At 68.6% G+C, this 19090-nt stretch carries 14 protein-coding genes; 7 read left to right on the forward strand and 7 right to left on the reverse strand.

Annotation, left to right across the window (positions count from 1 at the left end; translation table 11 throughout):
* Window positions 1-6 precede the first annotated feature (6 nt).
* Complete coding sequence (locus ACIA75_RS03035) at window positions 7-705, reverse strand: hypothetical protein (RefSeq protein WP_397099291.1); 699 nt, start codon at window positions 703-705, stop codon at window positions 7-9.
* A gap of 291 nt (window positions 706-996) precedes the next feature.
* Here ACIA75_RS03035 and ACIA75_RS03040 point away from each other — a divergent pair, with 291 nt between their 5' ends.
* The 3 genes from ACIA75_RS03040 to ACIA75_RS03050 all read left to right on the forward strand — a co-directional run bounded on the left by ACIA75_RS03040 (window position 997) and on the right by ACIA75_RS03050 (window position 6397).
* On the forward strand, window positions 997-1410 hold the full coding sequence (locus ACIA75_RS03040; RefSeq protein WP_397099293.1) for a DUF5318 domain-containing protein: 414 nt from the start codon (window positions 997-999) through the stop codon (window positions 1408-1410).
* A 442-nt stretch (window positions 1411-1852) separates the two neighbouring features.
* Window positions 1853-4489, forward strand: a complete 2637-nt coding sequence (locus ACIA75_RS03045) for a transglycosylase domain-containing protein (RefSeq protein WP_397099295.1) — start codon at window positions 1853-1855, stop codon at window positions 4487-4489.
* A 72-nt stretch (window positions 4490-4561) separates the two neighbouring features.
* Window positions 4562-6397: a glycosyltransferase family 87 protein gene (locus ACIA75_RS03050; protein ID WP_397099297.1), complete on the forward strand. Its 1836-nt coding sequence runs from the start codon at window positions 4562-4564 to the stop codon at window positions 6395-6397.
* A gap of 93 nt (window positions 6398-6490) precedes the next feature.
* Here ACIA75_RS03050 and ACIA75_RS03055 read toward each other — a convergent pair whose 3' ends face one another.
* Both ACIA75_RS03055 and ACIA75_RS03060 read right to left on the reverse strand, forming a co-directional pair.
* Entirely contained in the window at window positions 6491-8056 is a 1566-nt protein-coding gene (locus tag ACIA75_RS03055) for a TerD family protein (protein ID WP_397099299.1), read from the reverse strand.
* A 243-nt stretch (window positions 8057-8299) separates the two neighbouring features.
* Window positions 8300-9643: a TerD family protein gene (locus ACIA75_RS03060; protein WP_397099301.1), complete on the reverse strand. Its 1344-nt coding sequence runs from the start codon at window positions 9641-9643 to the stop codon at window positions 8300-8302.
* 277 nt (window positions 9644-9920) lie between these two features.
* Here ACIA75_RS03060 and ACIA75_RS03065 point away from each other — a divergent pair, with 277 nt between their 5' ends.
* The 4 genes from ACIA75_RS03065 to ACIA75_RS03080 all read left to right on the forward strand — a co-directional run bounded on the left by ACIA75_RS03065 (window position 9921) and on the right by ACIA75_RS03080 (window position 13187).
* Window positions 9921-10544: an AIM24 family protein gene (locus tag ACIA75_RS03065; RefSeq protein ID WP_397099303.1), complete on the forward strand. Its 624-nt coding sequence runs from the start codon at window positions 9921-9923 to the stop codon at window positions 10542-10544.
* Between the two features lie 3 nt (window positions 10545-10547).
* On the forward strand, window positions 10548-11243 hold the full coding sequence (locus ACIA75_RS03070) for an AIM24 family protein (protein WP_397099306.1): 696 nt from the start codon (window positions 10548-10550) through the stop codon (window positions 11241-11243).
* A 171-nt stretch (window positions 11244-11414) separates the two neighbouring features.
* Entirely contained in the window at window positions 11415-12155 is a 741-nt protein-coding gene (locus tag ACIA75_RS03075; protein ID WP_397100879.1) for an AIM24 family protein, read from the forward strand.
* Between the two features lie 66 nt (window positions 12156-12221).
* On the forward strand, window positions 12222-13187 hold the full coding sequence (locus ACIA75_RS03080) for a DUF389 domain-containing protein (protein ID WP_397099308.1): 966 nt from the start codon (window positions 12222-12224) through the stop codon (window positions 13185-13187).
* A 97-nt stretch (window positions 13188-13284) separates the two neighbouring features.
* On the opposite strand, the gene ACIA75_RS03085 is transcribed toward ACIA75_RS03080, so the two are convergent.
* From ACIA75_RS03085 to ACIA75_RS03100, 4 genes are read right to left on the reverse strand one after another with little or no spacing between them, the layout of a single operon-like run.
* Window positions 13285-14082 carry an HAD family hydrolase gene (locus tag ACIA75_RS03085; RefSeq protein WP_397100881.1) on the reverse strand — a complete coding sequence of 266 codons (798 nt, stop codon included), beginning with the start codon at window positions 14080-14082 and terminating at the stop codon, window positions 13285-13287.
* 47 nt (window positions 14083-14129) lie between these two features.
* The gene (locus ACIA75_RS03090) at window positions 14130-16586 is read right to left on the reverse strand and encodes a phosphoribosyltransferase (RefSeq protein WP_397099311.1); all 2457 of its coding nucleotides are present in this window, start codon (window positions 16584-16586) and stop codon (window positions 14130-14132) included.
* Window positions 16583-17797 carry an HpcH/HpaI aldolase/citrate lyase family protein gene (locus ACIA75_RS03095; RefSeq protein WP_397099313.1) on the reverse strand — a complete coding sequence of 405 codons (1215 nt, stop codon included), beginning with the start codon at window positions 17795-17797 and terminating at the stop codon, window positions 16583-16585. The genes ACIA75_RS03090 and ACIA75_RS03095 overlap by 4 nt, the downstream gene beginning before the upstream one ends.
* Before the next feature lie 15 nt (window positions 17798-17812).
* Entirely contained in the window at window positions 17813-19021 is a 1209-nt protein-coding gene (locus ACIA75_RS03100) for a hypothetical protein (RefSeq protein ID WP_397099316.1), read from the reverse strand.
* Window positions 19022-19090 lie beyond the last annotated feature (69 nt).

Below are 19090 nucleotides of genomic sequence, written 5' to 3' on the forward strand. Positions count from 1 at the left end.
TGTTCCCTATCCCTCGAACGGCCGGACCCGCAGGATGTCACCGGACGGACCGACCAGCAGCCACCCGCTCTCATCGAACGAATTGGAGACATAGATGCTCAGCGCGGGCATGCCCTCGTACGGCGGGGAGCTGTTGACCTCGAAGCTCAGATGACTGACCGCACCATCGGCGACCCGTGTCATCGCCGGGGCCTCGGCCAGCACACGATCGATCGCGCCGGTATCCACCGTGCCCAGGTCCACCGTCGGGGTGTCGACCGGGCGGGTGGTCAGATCGGTGGACTGGTTGAAACCGCCCCGGTAGTCGTAGCTCACCAGCCGGTTCGGCTGCCCTGATACCGCACGTTCGACATCACCGTGGTCGGGATACAGCCAGACCTGGTCTGCCACGGTATCGCCGAAACGCTCGCGATACTCGGCGATGAACTGGGCGAGCCCGGAACCGGTGACGAGATTCGGCGGGGCGAAGACCAGCGGTTCGGGCTCATCGGCGGCCGGCGCCGGCGCCGTGGTCGGTGTCGTGGTCGGTGTCGTGGGGGACGGCTCGATCGCCGCGGAGTCGGTGACGCGGCTGGTGAGCGTGTAGGCGGCGAATGCCGTCACCAGCGCGGCGGCAGTGAGGACGGCGAAGTACCGGCCGGAACCGGCGGTGCCGGCGCGGCCGACGGCACGCCCACGAGTACGACCCGACCTTGCTGCTGACACCAGCGAATACTACGTCGGACGCAAGACCGCAGGACAGGCTCCGAACCCGCTGTGGTTGTCGCCACTGTTCGCGGCCGGACCGCCGACGACAGTTGGCACATTTGCGCCAATCCCGCCGCTACGACGGCCGATCTGCGCCCCACCGGATCGCTGGGGGCGCCACGACGCCCACGCGGAGGTCCCCGGGGAGGTCGTCGCGGCAGCGGCCGCGACACAGCTACCGCCGGTAACGGCCACCCGAATCCAATCCGGCCATGGGCGGCAGAAATACAACACGGTTACTCTGGGAGCGTGCGAATTCAGCGGCAAGTGGTGGACTATGCGCTCCGGCGCAAGTCACTGCTGGCTGACGTCTATGCGGGTCGTGTCGATGTCGCCGAGGTATGTGATGCCAATCCCTACCTGCTGCGTGCGGCCAAATTTCACGGCCGGGGGAGCGAGGTCACATGCCCTATCTGCCGGAAGGAACAACTCACTCTCGTATCCTGGGTCTACGGCGACGGCCTCGGGCCGATCGCGGGTTCCGCGCGCAGCCCGGAAGAGCTGGTGCGCCTGGCCGAGTCCAGAGACGAGTTCTCGGTTCATGTCGTCGAGGTGTGCCGGACCTGCAGCTGGAATCATCTGGTGCAGTCCTATGTGCTCGGGAAGACGCCACAGCGGCGGCGCTCCGGCTCCCGGGTGAACCGGCGCACCGCCGCGGAATGACCCAGCCCGGCCCGACGGTGGCGCAGGTGCCGGGTGCCCGAGGGCACCGGAGCACGGGCCCATCAGACCGATACGAGCTTTGGAGACCTTGTCAGTGACTTCGCCCTACGAGACCCCATCCGGCGATGACCCGCGCGGTGGCCGCGGCCCGCGCGGTCCGCTGCCGGGCCGGGAACCGCAGCAGCGCCCGGGGTCACCGAACCGCGGTCCCGCACCAAACGCGAACGCCCCCCGGCCGGGTCCCGGTGGTCGGCCGCCCGGCCCCGGCGGCCCGCGCCCCGGGCCCCGTCCCGGACCCGCCACGGGGCCACGACCGACCGTCAACGGACCGCGCCCCGGACCCGCCGGGCCACGACCGCCCGCCACCAGTGGTCCCGGACCCGCGTCCGGGGGCCCGCGTCCGGGCCCCGACGGCCGGCGCCCGGGACCGAACACCGGCGGTATGCCGCCGGCGCCGCGCGGCGGCCCGCCGCCACCGCAACGCCCCGGCCCACCGCCGGGGCGCCCGCCGCAGGGTCGCCCACAGCCGCCCAATCAGCCGACGCAGCGGATGGGCCGGCCGGGCGAGGCAGTCCCGCAGCGCGGCGAACAGGGCACCGTGAAAATGCAGAACCCGGCGGCTCCGAGCCCTGCCGGGTCCACCGACACCACCCGGCGCGAACGGACCCCGACCGGGCCGCGCCCGGCTACCCGGCCGGGCCCGAACACCGGTGAACGGCGGGCCACCGGCCCCGAGGGCCGGTCCCGTACCCGCTCCGGCCCGGGCGGCGGCCCGCCGCCCCGGCGGCCGGGCGAGAACCGCTCGGGTGGCCCGGGTGGCCCCGAGGGCCGGGGCCCGGCACAGAAACGCAAGAGCCGGTGGAAGATCGTGCGCCGAATCGCCTATGTCCTGGTGGCGCTGGCCATCGTGGTGCCGAGCACCGTGTTCCTGGTCGCGTACTCCACCGTTTCGGTTCCCGAACCGGGCGACCTCAAGACCAACCAGGTCGCCACGATTCTCGCGGCCGACGGGGAAACGGAGATCACCCGGGTCGTTCCGCCGCAGGGCAATCGCACCGATGTGACGATCGACCAGATTCCGCCGCATGTGCGTAATTCCGTGATCGCCGCCGAGGACCGCGACTTCTACAGCAATCCCGGTTTCTCGATCTCCGGTTTCGCCCGAGCCGCCCGCGATAACCTGCTCGGCCGGGAAAGCGCCGGCGGTGGTTCGACGATCACTCAGCAGTATGTGAAGAACGCACTGGTCGGCGACGAACGCAGCTACACCCGCAAGCTCCACGAGCTGGTCATCTCCGCGAAGATGGCCCGGCAGTGGAGCAAGGACGAAATCCTCACCGCCTACCTGAACACCATCTATTTCGGACGCGGCGCCTACGGTATCGACGCGGCCGCCAAGGCTTATTTCGGTAAGCCGGTGCAGGAATTGAACGTCGCCGAGGGCGCCGTTCTCGCCGCGACCATCCAGCTGCCGTCGCTGCTGGATCCCGAAGCGAACCCCGAAGGCGCCGAGGCCCGCTGGAACTATGTGCTCGACGGTATGGTCGCCGGCGGCAATCTCGACCGGAACGAACGCGCGGGTCTGACCTATCCCCAGGTCGTGTCCTCGTCGACGGCCGGTCAGAAAACCGATTCCGCCGGCCCGGAAGGCCATATCAAAGCGCAAGTGCTGCGCGAGCTCTCCGAGGCCGGTATCAGCGAGCAGCAGCTGAACACCTCAGGCCTGCAGATCACCACGACCATCGACTCCCAGGCACAGCAGGCCGCCCTGAACGCCGTGCACACCAACATGGAGGGCGAACCGGACAAGCTGCGCACCGCGGTCGCGTCGATCGACCCGAAATCCGGTGCCGTGCGCGCCTACTACGGCGGGGAAGACGGCTACGGCTACGACTTCGCCAACGCGCCCCTGCAAACCGGCTCCTCGTTCAAGGTGATCGGCCTGGCGCAGAACCTGGAGATGGGTATACCGCTGTCGCAGATGTACGACAGCTCGCCGGTGACGGTCAACGGGATCGAGATCACCAACGTCGAGGGCGAGCAGTGCGGTGTCTGCACGATCGCCGAAGCCCTGAAACGTTCGCTGAACACCAGCTTCTACCGGATGCAGCTGGAAATGCAGAACGGCCCGGAGAAGATTGCCGATATGGGCCACAAACTGGGCATTCCGGAAGAACTTCCGGGCCTCGGCCCCACCCTGACCGAACCGGGCGGCGCCGGGCCGAACAACGGTATCGTGCTCGGCCAGTACCAGGCCCGGCCGCTGGATATGGCCTCGGCCTACGCGACGCTGGCGGCCTCGGGGACCTACCACAAGCCGCATTTCGTGACCAAGGTCGTCACCGCCGACGGTCAGGTGCTGCTGGACCGCGGCGATGTGGCCGGGGAACGCCGGGTATCGGAAGCCGTCGCCGACAACGTGACCGCGGCCATGGAACCGATCGCCGCGTATTCACGCAACCACGGGCTCGACGGTGGCCGCGCCTCGGCCTCCAAGACCGGTACCGCGCAGCTGGGTGATACCGGCGAGAACAAGGACGCGTGGATGGTGGGGTACACCCCGTCACTGGCCACCGCGGTCTGGGTGGGCACCACCGATAATTCACCGCTGCGCAACTTCGGCGGCGCGATGATCTACGGGTCCAGCCTGCCCTCGGACATCTGGAAGGACACGATGGACGGCGCCCTCGAGGGCACGCCCAACGAGAAGTTCCCCAAACCCGCCCCGATCAAGGGTCAGGCGGGCGTACCGAAGTGGACCGCACCGTATACCGCGCCGTCCACGACGATGCCGAGTTTCGAACCACCGGTCGTGATCCAGCCGAGCCAGGTCGAGATCCTGCCCGGGATCACCATCCCGGTCCCCGGAGTGGCACCCAATCCGCGTAGCCAGACGCAACCGCAGGGCCAGCCGCAGGGCACCAACAACGGCGCGGGACCGCTACCGGGACAGCCGACAGCCGGACCCGAAGGCTCGACGCCGACCCTCACCCAGGCACCGAGCGCGGGCACAGAGGACGACACCGGCGGCGCGGACACCGATTCCGGCGATCCGGGCAGCCCCGGCGACGGCGGCTGACGGACCACACCACGTTCCGGGGGCCCGGCTCGATCCGAGCCGGGCCCCCGGTAACAGGTAACCTCGGGTCCCGTGAGCGAGCAGCGACTGGTGGGTGGGCCGGACGACGGGGGCGGGCGGACCCCTCCGGATGCCGGCCGCGGATACGAATCCCCCGGCCCGCTCGCCTCCGATCTGCGTTCGGCCGATGCCCGCGACAAACCGAGCCGCAACGATTCGATGTCCGCACAGCTGTGCACGGCGATCGGCGGGCCGGTCGGCGATCACGCCCTCATCGGACGGGCGCGTTTCTGGACCCCGATGCGGGTGCTGCTGGCCTTCACCGTGATCTTCCTGGCCTTCGGGTGGTTCGCCAAAGCCGGTTGTATTCAGCAGACCGCGACCCCCGGCGGCGCGCTTTCGCTCGACTGGAACAACGGCCGCCAATACACGGCCATGTGCTATTCGGACACGGTGCCGCTCTACGGCGCCGAACGACTCAACGAGGGCGCTTTCCCGTACAAGAAGTATTGGGTGGAAGAGACCCCGGGCGGTGGTACCGAGGTCAGGCATATGGAGTATCCGGTGCTGTCCGGGCTGTACCAGTACGTATCCATGCTGGTGGCCAAGACCTGGGATGCGAGTCCGCTACCGGGTGCGCTGCAGGTGGTTCTCTACTTCAACGTGGTGGCCCTGGGGTTGTCCCTGGCCTGGCTGGTCACCATCTGGGCGACCGCGCTGCTGGCCGGCCGCCGGATCTGGGACGCCGCCCTGATGGCCTGTTCCCCGCTGGTGATCGTGCACGCCTTCACCAATTTCGATTTCCTCGCCACGGCGTTCGCCGCCGCGGGACTACTGGCCTGGGCACGGCGCCGGCCGCTGCTGGCCGGGGTCCTGCTGGGCCTGGGTGGGGCGGCGAAACTGTATCCGCTGTTACTGCTGGGACCGATCCTGGTGTTGTGCCTGCGCGCCGACCCGATGCAACGCACCCCGCGGACCCGGCAATCGACCCGGTTGCGTGATGTGCGCAGCATGGATTCCCTGTCCGCCTGGCTGGCCGAAGTTGCGGCCCGGATCCGGTTGCTCGGCACCCGGCCGCTGGGGGCGGCCGGGTTGACCGCCGCGGGCGCCCTGACCACCTGGGCGCTGGTGAATCTGCCGATCGCGCTGCTGTATCCGGACGGCTGGCGGGAGTTCTTCCGGCTCAACACCACCCGGCACGCCGACCCGGATTCGCTGTACAACGTGGTGATGTCGTTCACCGACTGGAACGGATTCGACGGCATTCTGCGGCATGGTGAGGCGCCGACCGTACTCAACCTGGTGTCGCTGCTGCTGTTCGCCGCGGCATGCCTGGGCATCGCCTACATCGCGCTCACCGCGCCGCGCCGCCCCCGGCTGGCCCAGCTGTGTTTCCTGGTGATAGCGGCTTTCCTGCTGACGAACAAGGTCTGGAGTCCGCAGTACTCGCTGTGGCTGGTGCCGATCGCCGTTCTCGCGCTACCCCATCGGCGACTGCTGCTGGCCTGGATGACGATCGACGCCCTCGTCTGGGTACCGCGCATGTTCTACTACCTCGGCATAGACCGGAAAGGCCTGCCCGAGCAGTGGTTCACCGGCACCGTGCTCCTGCGCGATATCGCGGTGATCGGCCTGTGCGTACTGATCATCCGCCAGATCTACCGGCCGGACCAGGACCTGGTGCGCCGCGACTACTTGGACGACCCGGTGGGCGGCGTAGTGGACCGAGCCCCGGACCCACTACTGCCCTGGCTGCCCGAGGTGCTCCGGCCCAGAATCTCCCTGGACACCCATTGGACCCGCGCGGTGGCCGCCGCCCGCCCGGTGTCCAGGGCAAGCACAACCGACGTTCACCCGACAGCGCCCGCAAACCCACTCGAGACAAGGCCGCCGGCGCGATTGGGCTGACCCGTGCCCACCCATGGCGGACCCGCGACGCCCTCAGCGCTCTCGGCTCGCGCCCGAACAAACCCGCCCAGCACCGACTCGCCGCTGGGCCCCTCAGCCGGCTCGCATGATCCGCGCCAACTGTTCCGGTTCCTGCGGCAGTAGGTCCAGGTCCAGCTGCCAGGCATTATTCGTCCACGGATCGAACAGCGGAGTGCCGCTGACCGTCGGCAGATGCCGGCACGCCCGGGACAGCGACGCCACCGTGCTATCACTCGAATCCGTTTCGCTGGCGCCGACGATCACCGTCGACAACCCGATCAGATCCCCGCGCGCCAGCAATGCGACCAGGCGCTGCGCATCCATCGACTGGTAGCCGTGCGGGAAATCAGCCGCCAGCAGGATCCGGTGCTCAGCCGGCGGAACACCCTGACCCGAGTTGTAGGCCATTTCGGCGAGTTCCGCCATGTCCACGAGTTGCTGCAACCGCGGGGAGATATCGGAGTGATCGGTGATCGGTGGCCCGGCCAGCACCGGCGCCAGCATGCCGGTGAAACCCGTGAACGCGCCGGTGAGGTCGATGATGTCGACAACCGTGCGACGGCCCGGCGCGGCGCGCAGCAGCCGGGCCAGCAAGGCACCGATCACCGGCGCCACCGCGGTCGAGGATTCGGTATCGACCCACAGCGGGCGGTTCAGCGGAACGGGCACACAGTAGGGCACCCGCAGCCCGCCGCGGTCGAGTGCGTAGAGCTCGCCGAGCCGGATACCGTCGGCGGGGGCGGCCGGGTGGTCCCAGGCCGGTGAGTTCCAGGACGCCAGCGCCGCGGGCAGCACCGTGTCCGCCTCGGTGAGTTCGCGTTGCAGTTGGGCGCTGTCGGACCGGTGGCGATCCTCGGCCGTCGCGGTGAGCTCGTCGTAGCGGCGCTGGGCGTCCGTGCGCGCCGCATCGGCGGCGGGCGTGTTGCGGGTCGCCGGATCCGATACCGCCGCGGAGAGTTCCTGGTCGAGCCGTTCGGCCGCGTAATTACGGGCCGATTCCAGGGCGGCGGCCGAGCGCGCGGCGTCTTCGAAGATCATCCACAATCGTTCCAGCCCGTGCCCGACCTCCATGGGCGGAATCTCCGCCGGGGCAGCCGAAGACGGGGGCGCAACCGGTACGGTCCCGTCGACCACGGTGACGGCCGAGGCCGCAACCGGCGGAGCAGTCGTAACGTAGCCCTGCGCGCCGTGGGCCTGTAGCAGTTCGGAGAGCCCGCCCGCATAGCCCTGCCCCAGAGCACGCAGTTTCCAGGCGTCGCCGCGCCGGTACAGCTCGAAGCAGATCAACGCGGTTTCCCCGGCTTGCGGGGTGATCACGAATTCGGCCACCGGCGTGTCGTTTTCGGACAAACCGGCGGTGATCACGCCCGGAGCGCCGGCCGCCGAGGCGACCAGCAGTACCGCCTGCGCATCCGCGCGGACCTCCGTGGGCGTGACCACCACCACCCCGGCCGCCTCCTCGATCCGCACGCCCGGACCCGCGGGCCGCTCGGACACCAGTACATCCGCCGCCGAGCCCACCCGTAGATCCGCCGCCACCACCAGCGCCGAAACCGTGAGCGGCGCCGCCGCGTTCACGTGGAAGCGGGCCTCACCACCGGCCAGCGGAATGTTCTGTCCTGCCTGCAAGAGCTTCATATCCTGTCCCCCGAGCATCCGCTCGTCCTATTCTTGTGGGCACGACCGGCCGCGGCCCGCCGTGGTAACGCAAGCTACCGCGTCCGGGCCCGACTCACTGCCGTGCCCCTGGGCACAAACGAGGGCCCGCCGCGGCTACGCAAACTACCGCCTCCGGGCCTGACCCCGCTCATGCTCTGCCCATCTGGCATCAGCGGGGCCCTCCGTGGTGACGCTCCGCTACCGCCGCCGGGCCTGACCCGCTCATGCCGTCAGGAACCGGCCCAGCTGCGGTATGGCCTCGCCCGGATGTTTGGCGTTGAAACCCTCACCGATGGCCTGCATCTTCCAGTCACCGCCGCCGACCCGGAACAGTTTCGACATGGCCATGGCGGTGGTCGGGGTGCCGCCGGTGAGGGAGTACCGAGCCAGCTCGGCATTGCTCGCGCCGTCGATCAACCGGCAGAACGCGTTCTGCACCTGGCCGAATGTATGCCCCTTATAGGAGGTCACGATAAAGACCAGGCTCGTGACATGCGCCGGGATGCGCATGAGGTCGACCAGGATCACCTCGTCGTCGCCGGCGCCCTCACCGGTCAGGTTGTCGCCCTGGTGGCGGATCGATCCGTCCTTGGACGTCAACTGGCCGTAGTAGGCGACATCCACCGGGTTCATATCGGCGAACATCACCACCGAGGCGTCCAGGTCGATATCGACGGTGCGGCTACCGAACATGCCGCGCTGCTGCACCGGATCCCAGCCCAGGCCCATCTTCACGAAGGTGAGTGCCTGACCATCCTCCTTGCGGAGGCTGACCCGCTGGCCCTTCTGCAGGCTCACCGGACCGGTCTTGCTCAGGCTGATCTCACCGGGCTGCTGCGGCGGTACCGGTGCGGGGGCCGGCTGCCCCGGCTGGTAGCCCGGTCCGGGGGGCGGTGGATACCCCCCGCCCTGCGGCGGATAGGGCGCGGTGGGCGGCGGCTGCTGCGCGGGGTAGGGCTGCTGCGGCGGCGGAGGCACCGGCGCGGACTGCTGGGGCGGCGCGGGCGGCGGTGTGGGCGCCGGCGGCGGGGGCGGGGGCGCAGCCTGCGTCTGCGCGGGTGAATCATCCACGGTGACACCGTGATCGGTGACCAGCGCGGCGAAACCACCGGCGTAACCCTGGCCGACCGCACGGACCTTCCAGGAGCCCTGCCGGCGATACACTTCCAGCGCGATCACGATCGACTCGCTGGCCAGGCCATCGATCCGGTACTCGAAAAGCTGAGCCCCGGACTGATCGGAGACAAAGGCGACCGGCGGCGCGAACTGCCCGAAGTTCGTATTCGGATCGTCGAGAGTGATCACGGCCCGCACCTGCGCGATATCGGCGGGAACCGCCCCGAGGTTCACCGCCAGCGAGGCCGGCTGACCGGCCGGGCCCGGACGCAGATTCACGCCGGGGCCGGTGGGCTGGTTGTAGAACACGAAATCGGCGTCGGTCCGAACCTTGCCCTGCTCGGTGACCAGTAGTGCGGACAGATCGGCCGGTGCGGCCAATTGAATCGAAATCACCACATCGTTGGTGGCCAGTGGACCGTTCTGGCCCTTGGCGAGTGTTGCGGACAAGTCAGACCCTTCGCTTGTCGGTGCTTATGTAGCAGCCACTCTACGAGAAACGCGCGCACCACGAATCTCGTTAACAGTGTTGCTGTGTTGCCGGCGGGCCGGAACCGGGATGGACTCGGCCGACCTGCGACATTAAGGTGGCAGCGACGGATGGGCGCCCGGCGCGGGTCGGGTTCGGGGCGCGGCAAGAGTGAGCCAGGCCCGGAGGCGGCTGCGAAGCGTGACCACCCGGGGCCCTCGCCCGAGACCGATAGAACATGACGACAGGCGATTCTTCATGGCACAACTCTTCGAACAGTCGAAGAAGGTAGTCGAGGCGCACCTCGCGAACACCAGTATCCGCGCCATCTCCGGTTCCATGGTCGCCTACGAGGGCGCCGTGCAGTTCAAATCGGCCGGGTTCGGCGGCGGCGACGGCGTGCTCGCCGGGATGAAGCGCCGGGCCACCGGAGAGAAGCTGTCGCTGATGGAATGCGCCGGGAACGGCCGGGTGTTCTTCGCGGTCAACGGCCAGTACGTGTCGGTGGTGAACCTGAACAACGAAACCCTGCAGGTCGAATCGCAGCAGTTGCTGGCCTTCGCCGGAAACCTGCGCACCGATGTGCGTTTCGCGGGGGTCCGCGGAGCGTCCAGTGGCCAGGGGCTGTTCACCACCACGGTGAGCGGGCAGGGCCAGGTCGCGCTGCTCTCGGCGGGCGGGCCGCTCATCCACCTCGAGGTCTCGCCGCAATTCCCGCTGGTGGTGGACCCGGATGCGTTTGTCGCCGCCCGCGGTAACCTCAACCAGTCGTTCGTCACCGACGTCTCGTGGCGGTCGGTGATGGGACAGGACGGTGGGGAAGCGTTCTCGCTGCGGTGGGACGGGCAAGGCGTGGTCTCGATCCAGCCGGCGGAACGGTAGGTCATGTTCGAGAAAATCAACTCCAAGGTTGTCACGGTCGATATCGGCGCCGCGGGCGGTGTGGTCGCGCGGACCGGCGGAATGCTCTTCTACACCGGCGATGTGTCCTTCGCTCCGCACGAGATACCGGGCGGAGCCGGGATGGGCGGTGGCGGCGGCCTGGTCCGGATGGCCGGCCGGATGATGACCGGTGAACACCAGCGCACCATGCTCGCCCAGGGAACGGGTCAGGTGCACTACGGGTTCGCCGGGCTGGAAGTCCAGGTGGTGCCGATACAACCGGGGGCGACGCTCCAGGTCGAGGCATCCCGGTTGCTGGCCTACACCGCCGGACTGCAGACCTCGGTGGTGTCGGTGATGAGTTCCGGCGGGGGCGGCGGTGGCGGTCTCATGGGCGCCCTGCGCGGTGCGGCCTCCGGCGCGCTCACCGGGCAGGGGATGTTCACCACCCAGCTCTCGGGGCACGGTAGCGCGGTCCTGCTCGCCCATGGCGGCTATCTCGAACTGCAGATCGGTGGACCCAACCCGGTGGTGGTGGATCCGCAGGCGTTCATCGCCTCGTACGGAAACGTCCAGACCGAACTGAAAACCGCGGTGAGCTGGCGCGACGCGGTCGGCAAGGGATCCGGTGAGGCCATGCAGTTGCAGTGCGCCGGACAGGGTGTCGTGTATGTCCAGGCCTCGGAGGAGAAACTGTGAGTGAGCTTGCGAGCGAACCATTGACACAGCGCGCATCGCGCACGACGGAGCCGAGCGACAGCGAGGTGCAGTCGTGAGCGAGCTTGCGAGCGAACCATCGACACAGCGCGCATCGCGCACGACGGAGCCGAGCGACAGCGAGGTGCAGTCGTGAGCGAGATCCTCAGCCCGATGACTCTCGGGGAAAGCGACAATATCCCCGGTAACAGCTACGCCTACTGCATCGACCTCACCAAGCCCTGGTTCATGCGCAAGGGCGCGATGATCGCCTACTACGGCCAGATGCGATTCCAGGCGCTGACGCACGGTCTCCAGGGCCAGCTGATGCACATGGTCGCGAATCAGTTCTCCGCACCGTTGTTCACCGGCGACTATGTGGTGGCCGAAGGCCAGGGCAAACTGCTGATCGGCGACCGCGGCTACGACATCAACTCCTATGACCTCGACGACGGTAACCTCACCATTCGCGCGGCGAACCTGCTCGCGTTCGAACCCGGCCTCTCGCTGAACCAGTCGATCGTGCCCGGTTTCCTCACCCTGATCGGCACCGGGAAATTCCTGGCCTCGTCGAACGGTCCGGTGATCTTCGCCGAACCGCCGCTACGGGTGGACCCGGAATCCCTGGTGGGCTGGGCCGACTGCCCGTCGCCGAGCCATCACTACGACCAGCGCTGGGTTACCGGTTTCCTGGCCGCGGGCGCGGCCGCGTTCGGAGTGAATTCCGGTGAGGAACGGCAGTTCGATTTCACCGGCGCCGGAACAGTGCTGATCCAATCAAGCGAGAAGGTGATCAGCGACGCCGCCCTGATCCGCACCATCGAAGGACAGTTGCAGAGCGGGATCACCGTGCCCGGGTTGCAGCGGTTGCAGGGTGTTATCGGCCAGCAGCTGGCAGGACAGCAGGGGTACTGAGCCGAAACACCACGCCGGCCGGATCGTCGGGCTGCGATAACGCAACCCGCCGGGCAGACTTGGCGCATGCTGCATCTGCGGGTGATGGCGCCGGCCGAACTGACCGACGACGTGCTGACGATTCTCGGGTCCGACGACGCCGTCAGCGGTCTGGCGGTGTTACGGGGGAGCGCGATCCGGCCCGAAGGTGATCTGATCCTGGCCGATCTGGCCCGTGAGGCCGCCAACGACATCATCGACCGGTTGCGCGCGACCGGCCTGCACCACCACGGCAGCATCGAACTCGAACCGGTGCGCACCTGGATGTCGCTGTCCGGCTACCTCGCCGAAATCCGGACACCGGGCTACAGCGCGGACTCGGTGGTCTGGGCGGATGTGACCCAGAAGTCCTATGAGGAAACCGAACTCAACTGGACCTACCTGAGTTTCATGACCCTGGCGACCATCCTGGCCGCTATCGCGATCGTGGTGGATTCACAGATCCTGGTGATCGGGGCCATGGTGCTGGGCCCCGAGTTCGGTGCTATCGCGGCGCTCGGCGTGGCGCTGGTGCGGCGCCGGCTCGCGTTGTTCGGCCGTGCGGTCGCCACCTTGCTGGCCGGATTCGCGGCCGCCATTTCCCTCGCGTTCGTCGCCGCTCTCGGGGGCCGTCTGCTCGGCTGGATCCCCGCCGACGCGGTCACCGGGGAACGGCCGGAGACAGCGTTCATCTACACCCCCGACAGATGGTCGTTCGTGGTCGCGCTGATCGCGGCCGCGGCCGGAGTGCTATCACTCACCTCGGCAAAATCCGGTGCTCTGGTAGGTGTTTTCATCTCGGTGACAACGGTGCCCGCGGCCGGCAATATCGCTCTCGGCCTGGCATTCGGGGCCTGGCCGGCGGTGTGGGGCAGCGCGCTGCAACTGGTGGTGAACCTGGCCGGAATGGCGCTGGCGGGCTGGGCGACACTGGCCCTGCAGGACGTTGTCTGGTCGCGGATCTCGTTGCGGCGAGCCCAGGCCGAGGCACGGGCACGCCGCCGCATGCTCTGATGCGGGCGGGTCGGCCGATCCGCGGACCGCGCGTATAGACCGGATAGCATGCCGAGGTGCGCGAACGCGGCGTACCGGGGCGAAGGCGCCGGTACGTCTAACCGGTCGGTTCGGTGACCCGGCCGGGCAGTGCGGCGGTGAACCAGTCGACGATCTCCTCCCCCGCCAAGATTCCGGTGGAGGCGGTGACGGTGAGATTCGGGTGGGTCCAGCCGAGCTCTTCGAGTTCACCGTGCCGGGGCCGGATCGCCCGATCGGCCGCGGAGAGCATTTCGGCATCCAGCGCGCCGTCGCCGGCGGCGAGCGTCGGCGCGGCCGGATCGAGGCGTCCGGAGGCGACGAGCCGCGCACGGACCTCGGCCACAGCCCGGCTCTTGCACACCGCCATCGGCATGGTGTAGATCTTGCGGCCCTGGCGCGACGCCGACCAGCCGCGGGGGCGGCACCAGCTATCCCATTCGGCAAGGAAATCGACCGGGGTAACACTCAGATCGACCACCAGATAGCAGAAGAGTTCATCGGCCTCGCGATATTTGAGCACCCACGATTCGTCTATCCGGTCACGCAGCGCGGCACCGACCTCGGCCAGCGTGGCTCCCCCGGCCCGGACCGCCCCATCGACCGCCCGCCGCCACTGCCGGTCGGGCGATCCGTCGACCAGGATGTTCCCGCCGTTGCTGGTGACGGCGTACGCCCACGGCTCGCCCGGGAACCGGATGCGATCGAACTGCGCGATGGTGCGGGTCGTGGTGGGCAGGACCGCAGCGGTCGCGGCGAGATCGGCCATCGCGGCGGTGGCGGCGGCGGTCATATACGACAGTGGGGCGCCGTCGAGGTATTCCACGCATACCGTCGCCGGCTCGGCGCCGTCGAATGCATTGCGCGAGTAGATCATCGTGCGGTCCAGATCGGTCGCGACCAGTACCGGTCTCGGGGAATCCACTAGCGCCGCACATCCTTGATCAAGCCCATACACGAATATGCCAGGTCCGGCACGACTTCCACCGGTACACCGCGGGCCTGCGCGAGCAGCCGGATATGCGCGTGCTCGGGCGCGTCCGGTTCCCGCACGAGGACCCGCCACGGTACCCGCCGCAGCAGTACCCGTGTCGTCTCCCCGACCCCCGGTTTCACGAAGTTCACACTGCCGATTCCGTAATCGGTGCGTACCTGTTCCACCGACGCCCACCCGGCCCAGGTCGGCGTGCGGTCGGCGGCGCGCAACTGCGCGACCTGCGCGGAAACCCGGGGGCGGACGGTTTCGAAGGCCGCGGTGACGGTGTCGATGAGCCGTCCGGAGACGTCCTCGGCGGCGAGTTCGGCATAGAACTTCGCACCGTGGAAATCGTCCGGGCCGATCAGGTCCCGGTTCAGCACGGTCCGCGAGACCAGCCCGGAGACCGTGGAGTTGAGGCAGGCCGAGGCGATCAGGAAATCGTCGCGGGTTCCGTAGGTGCGCACACAGTGGCCGGGGTCGGCGAGTACGGCGAGATCGTCGTCGAAGCGGGCACCGCCGGCCGCGTGATAGGCATCCAGCGCCTCGGTGAGTTCCTTGGCGATCGCGCCTTTTCCGGTCCAGCCGTCGACGAACACCACCGCACCGGGATCGTGCTGCCGGGACAGGTAGTCCAGGGCCACGGTGTCGATACCGCGGTCCCGCACGATCGATACCGCATAGTGCGGGATATCCGCGGCCGGCCGGGTGCCGTGACCGGTGGCCAGCCAGCGGCGGATCAGGATTCCGATCGGTGTGCCCGCCCGGGCGAGCGAGGCCAGCGCGATATCGGTACCACGTTCGGCGACGATCAGTTCGGCGACGGTCCCCACCGCGAGAGCCAACCGCTCGGCGCTGTCGGCGAGGACCCGGTCGAACAACTCACGATAGGCGGCGTCGGGTTGATACTCGATCGGCAGCGATTCCGCATAGTGTGCGATACCGGCCTGGATCCGCTGTTCGCGATAGGCGAGATCGGCTTCCAGTTCCGCCTCGGAGAGGTCCTTCAACAGCCACGCCACATCATCGCGGGCATAGGACCCGAATTGCGGACCGTACAGCGGAGCCGGCCCGGCCACCTCCGGCCGTGTGCCCGCCCCGGTCCGGGCCGCGGCGAGCACCCGTGGATCGGCTCCGGACAGGACCGCCACCAGCACCTCCGAACCCGCCGCGGTGAGCACATCCACGAGACCGCCCGGCGCGTAGAGCGCCGCGCTGTCGCCCGGTGTATCGACTACGAACAGCAGCACCGGGTCGAGAGCGTCCCCGGCCTGCCCTTCCGGCCAGCAGGCGTTGTACACGAAGCGCGGCTGCTCCTCGCCCGGTTCCGGGGCATGGAAACGGAACCCGCGGCGCAGCGGGTAACCGGGCTCGTCGAGGACGTAGGCCGGAGAGCGAGTGGTGGTCTGGTACCGCACCGGAATCCCCGATTCGGCCAGCGCGACCGCCAGGCACAGCGGCAGATACATCAATTCCTCATGGGCGAGCACGACCACCGGGCGGCCGGCATGCTCGGTGGCCAGCTCGTCTCGCAGTATTTTCGCGGCCACAGCGGTGGCCTGCTCGAATCCCGCGCTGTCGGCCCGCAGGAAGCCGTGCCGCCCGCCCTCCGGCACATCCTGCGGCCAGGGCAGCTCGATCCGTGCCGAACCACCTCGTGACCCGGCGACCGGATTGAGCCGGGCCTCCGGAAGATCCAGCACGCTACCGACCAGCCCGTCCGGCAGCACGGTGCTTCCCGTGGCCAGGCAGACGGTATCGATGCGCGCGCCCAGTTCGGCGGCCGCCTCGGTGAACCGGGCGCGGTCGGCGTCGGTGCGCATATCGACCAGCGCCGCCAGCACATAGTGGGTGCGCGGCGCGAATTCGTGCAGCGCCGCGATCGCGTCCAGCGCCGTGTTGCCGGTCGAGATCTCGTCGTCCACCAGCACCAGCGGTAAACCGGCGGTGAAAACGTCGCCCGGCATCGGTTGCAACATATGCGAGGTGGCATGGGAATGCCCCTCCTCGAAACCGGTCAGAACCGGGGCGCCCGGGACGGTCCGGCGGGTCGAGTGCAGATAGCAGGCGGCGTCGATCCGCGCGGCCACGCAATGCCCGAGGCCGGTGGCGGTTTCGGCGAAACCGAGTACGACCGCATCCAGTTCGCCGAGTACCGCGCGCACCAGATCGCCGAGCCGGTCACCGGCGTCCCGCACCACCAGCGGATCGGTCGGCAGATGTTTACCGAGCACGGTGGACACCAGCAGATGCGCGCGCCGCGGGTTCTTGCGCAGCCCCGGCTGCAACAGGTCGGTGATCACCGGTCGCGCGGGCAACGCGTCGGGCAGATCGCCGTGCCGGAAGCATTCGCGATGGTGCAGCTCTATTCCGAGGGTCCGAGTGGCCCAGTAGTCCGCCCTCACTGGGTGACCAGGGCCGATAGCAGGTCCACGAAGGACACTCCCTTCTTCGCCACGCCGAAGACCCGGGCCCGGGCGAGGGTATGCCGGGCCCAGCTGCGGTGTGGCCGCATCTCGTTCATCTTGTTCCGGTAGCCGGACGCGGCGACCCCGCCGACCTCCACCTGGAGTATGTCGAGGGCATCCGAATACTCCTCGTGCGTGACCACCGACAGCGCGTGCACCGCCGCCACATGCGAGGGATGGATCACCGTCTTGCCCTGGATCCCGTTCGCCCGGTCCAGGGTGATCTCGCGGAGCAGACCGTCGAGATCCCGGCTCACCAGGTAACTGCGGAACGGCACCGCATCGGATTCCTCGAACGGTGCGGTCCGCAGCAGCGGCCGGAACATCCGCTCGTGATCGGCGAAGTACTCCCAGACCGGGCCGGTGATCACGAAACCCGTACCGTCGGCGCGCCCCAGATAGTTGACGATATCCGCGATGACATCGGCGATCACCCGGACGTCGTAGATGGTGAGGTCGCGATCGCGGCGGATCCCGAAGGTGGCGCACATATCGGTGGCCCCGATCCGGACGGCCAGGATCCGCTCCCGATGCTCGGCCAGCAGCGCGGCGATCTGGGTGAGTTCGGAGTCCCGGGTCTGCCGGTGCACCAGTGCCGCGGACTCCAGCACCGGCATGGCGTAGAGGGGCCGGTCGGGCCGGATGGCGGCGGCGGCCGTCAGCGCGGCAAGGTATTTCGGTCCGGCGGCGCTGTCGAACTTGGGGAAGACGAACCCGGTGAGCACGTCGGCGCCCGCACCCAGCTGATCGAGCAGCTCGGGGACGGTATCGGCATCGCGGACCCGGACGAAGAGCATCGGGCACGGGTCCCGGCGCTGCGCGAGCTCGTCGAGGGTACGCACGGTCTGCTGTTTGGCGGCGGCGACCTCGTGGTCGGCGACAGCGTCCTCCAGATCGATCACCATCGAGCAGACGCCGCGTTCGGCCCGCCGGACAATCGTCGCTGTCAGGTCACTGCGGGTCGCCGGAACATACAGGGTGGCGCCCAGCGCCAGGGCCAGCATCTCCCGTTCGGCATGATCGTCGAACGGCTCCGGCTGCTGGTGGAACAGGGCCCGGACATCCGGGCCCTGTAACTGCCGGAAATGGCGGCGCGGTATCCGTTTGTGCAGGGAAACTTCCTGCCGGACGGCCATGCCTGCGGTCATCGCTCCCCCGTCTCATCATCGTTGTTGTCCCGGTTGTCTGCGCATTCGATCGACCACACCGGCAATGAATTCGGTGATGGTGTCGAGTTCTTTCATGTAGGCCCAATAGTCGGGGTGTCGCCCGGTCAGCGATGCGGTGACCCGGTCGAGCCGCTCGACCTGAGCGTCCAGTACCGAGCCCCATTCGGCAACCAACCCCCGTGAAACAGCAAGCATCTGCGCGTCCCGCAGGCGGAATCGTACGGCCTCGGCGCGTTCGCGCGGATCGTCCCGGACCGCCCGTAACTCGGTCAGCCGTTTGGTGACGGCGTCCACCAGTTGTTCGGCGTCGGCGAGATGGCCGCGCGCAGTCGTGGTCAGGTCAAGGGACGGCTCCGGGTTGTGCTCGGCCGCGGCGGCGCGTGCCCCGGCGAGGGCGGCGTCCGCGGCGGTGATATGACGCTCACTTGCGCGCTCATTGTCGGCCAGATCCGCCGAACTCGCAGCATTGAACTCACGCAGCAAAGCAGAGTACGCGGGACCCAGTCGTTCGGCGCGGGTGCGTACCGCGGCGATGCGGGTGGTGACCGACGCGATCGCGTTCCGCGCGGCGCCGGCGCGAGATGGGGCCCGGGCCAACGCTTCCGACAACTCCGTGGTCGCGGCGTCCAACTCGTTCGCCGCCGACCGCACCCGCCCCCGCTGCTCCGCGGGCACCGCCTCCACTGTGACGATCGCCTCATCCACCCGGGCGGACGCCGCACGCACCGACGGATAGCCCGCGTATTCGGACCCGGCCGCCTGCGCACGCACCCGCACCGCCTCGGTGGTGACGCGCGCCACCAGTTCCGGTACCGCCCCGCGCACCGCGATCGCCTCTTCGAGCCGGTCACGCGACCCGTGATAGAACCGGTCCACCTCCTGTGCGGCCGTCTGCAACTGCCGCACCACGGTGTCCAGCCGTTGCTGCCGCCCCGAGATATCGGCACCGCCCTGTTCGGCACGTTCGATCTCGGCGGTCAGCGCGAGATATGCCTCACCAGCGGTGTAGCAGTGCTCCCGCACCGACGCCCAGCGGCGGCCCAGTTCGCGTTCGGGAAAGATCTCTTCGGAGGCGATCGTGGCCGCATCGGCCGCCGACTGCCGCCGATCCATATCCAGGAACGCGGTCGTCAACGCCGACCGTGCCTGTTCGAACCACGGATCCTCTCCCGACCGGAACCATCCACGCCTACGGCCTGCCACAGACCCGATGGTATGAGATCGCGGAACCGACCGTAGCTGCCGCTCGTTATCGCAGGTGCAAGAGGGCTT

Origin of the sequence: Nocardia sp. NPDC051750, assembly GCF_044453135.1 — a bacterium.
In the GTDB taxonomy this organism is placed as follows: domain Bacteria; phylum Actinomycetota; class Actinomycetes; order Mycobacteriales; family Mycobacteriaceae; genus Nocardia.

Bases quoted from the DNA above. Each gene is read 5' to 3' on its own strand.
- ACIA75_RS03095 (WP_397099313.1), bottom strand. From the start codon at position 17,797: ATGACCGCAGGCATGGCCGTCCGGCAGGAAGTTTCCCTGCACAAACGG.
- ACIA75_RS03055 (WP_397099299.1), bottom strand. From the start codon at position 8,056: ATGAAGCTCTTGCAGGCAGGACAGAACATTCCGCTGGCCGGTGGTGAG.
- ACIA75_RS03065 (WP_397099303.1), top strand. From the start codon at position 9,921: ATGGCACAACTCTTCGAACAGTCGAAGAAGGTAGTCGAGGCGCACCTC.
- ACIA75_RS03080 (WP_397099308.1), top strand. From the start codon at position 12,222: ATGCTGCATCTGCGGGTGATGGCGCCGGCCGAACTGACCGACGACGTG.
- ACIA75_RS03045 (WP_397099295.1), top strand. From the start codon at position 1,853: ATGCCGCCGGCGCCGCGCGGCGGCCCGCCGCCACCGCAACGCCCCGGC.
- ACIA75_RS03085 (WP_397100881.1), bottom strand. From the start codon at position 14,082: ATGATCTACTCGCGCAATGCATTCGACGGCGCCGAGCCGGCGACGGTA.
- ACIA75_RS03070 (WP_397099306.1), top strand. From the start codon at position 10,548: ATGTTCGAGAAAATCAACTCCAAGGTTGTCACGGTCGATATCGGCGCC.
- ACIA75_RS03075 (WP_397100879.1), top strand. From the start codon at position 11,415: ATGACTCTCGGGGAAAGCGACAATATCCCCGGTAACAGCTACGCCTAC.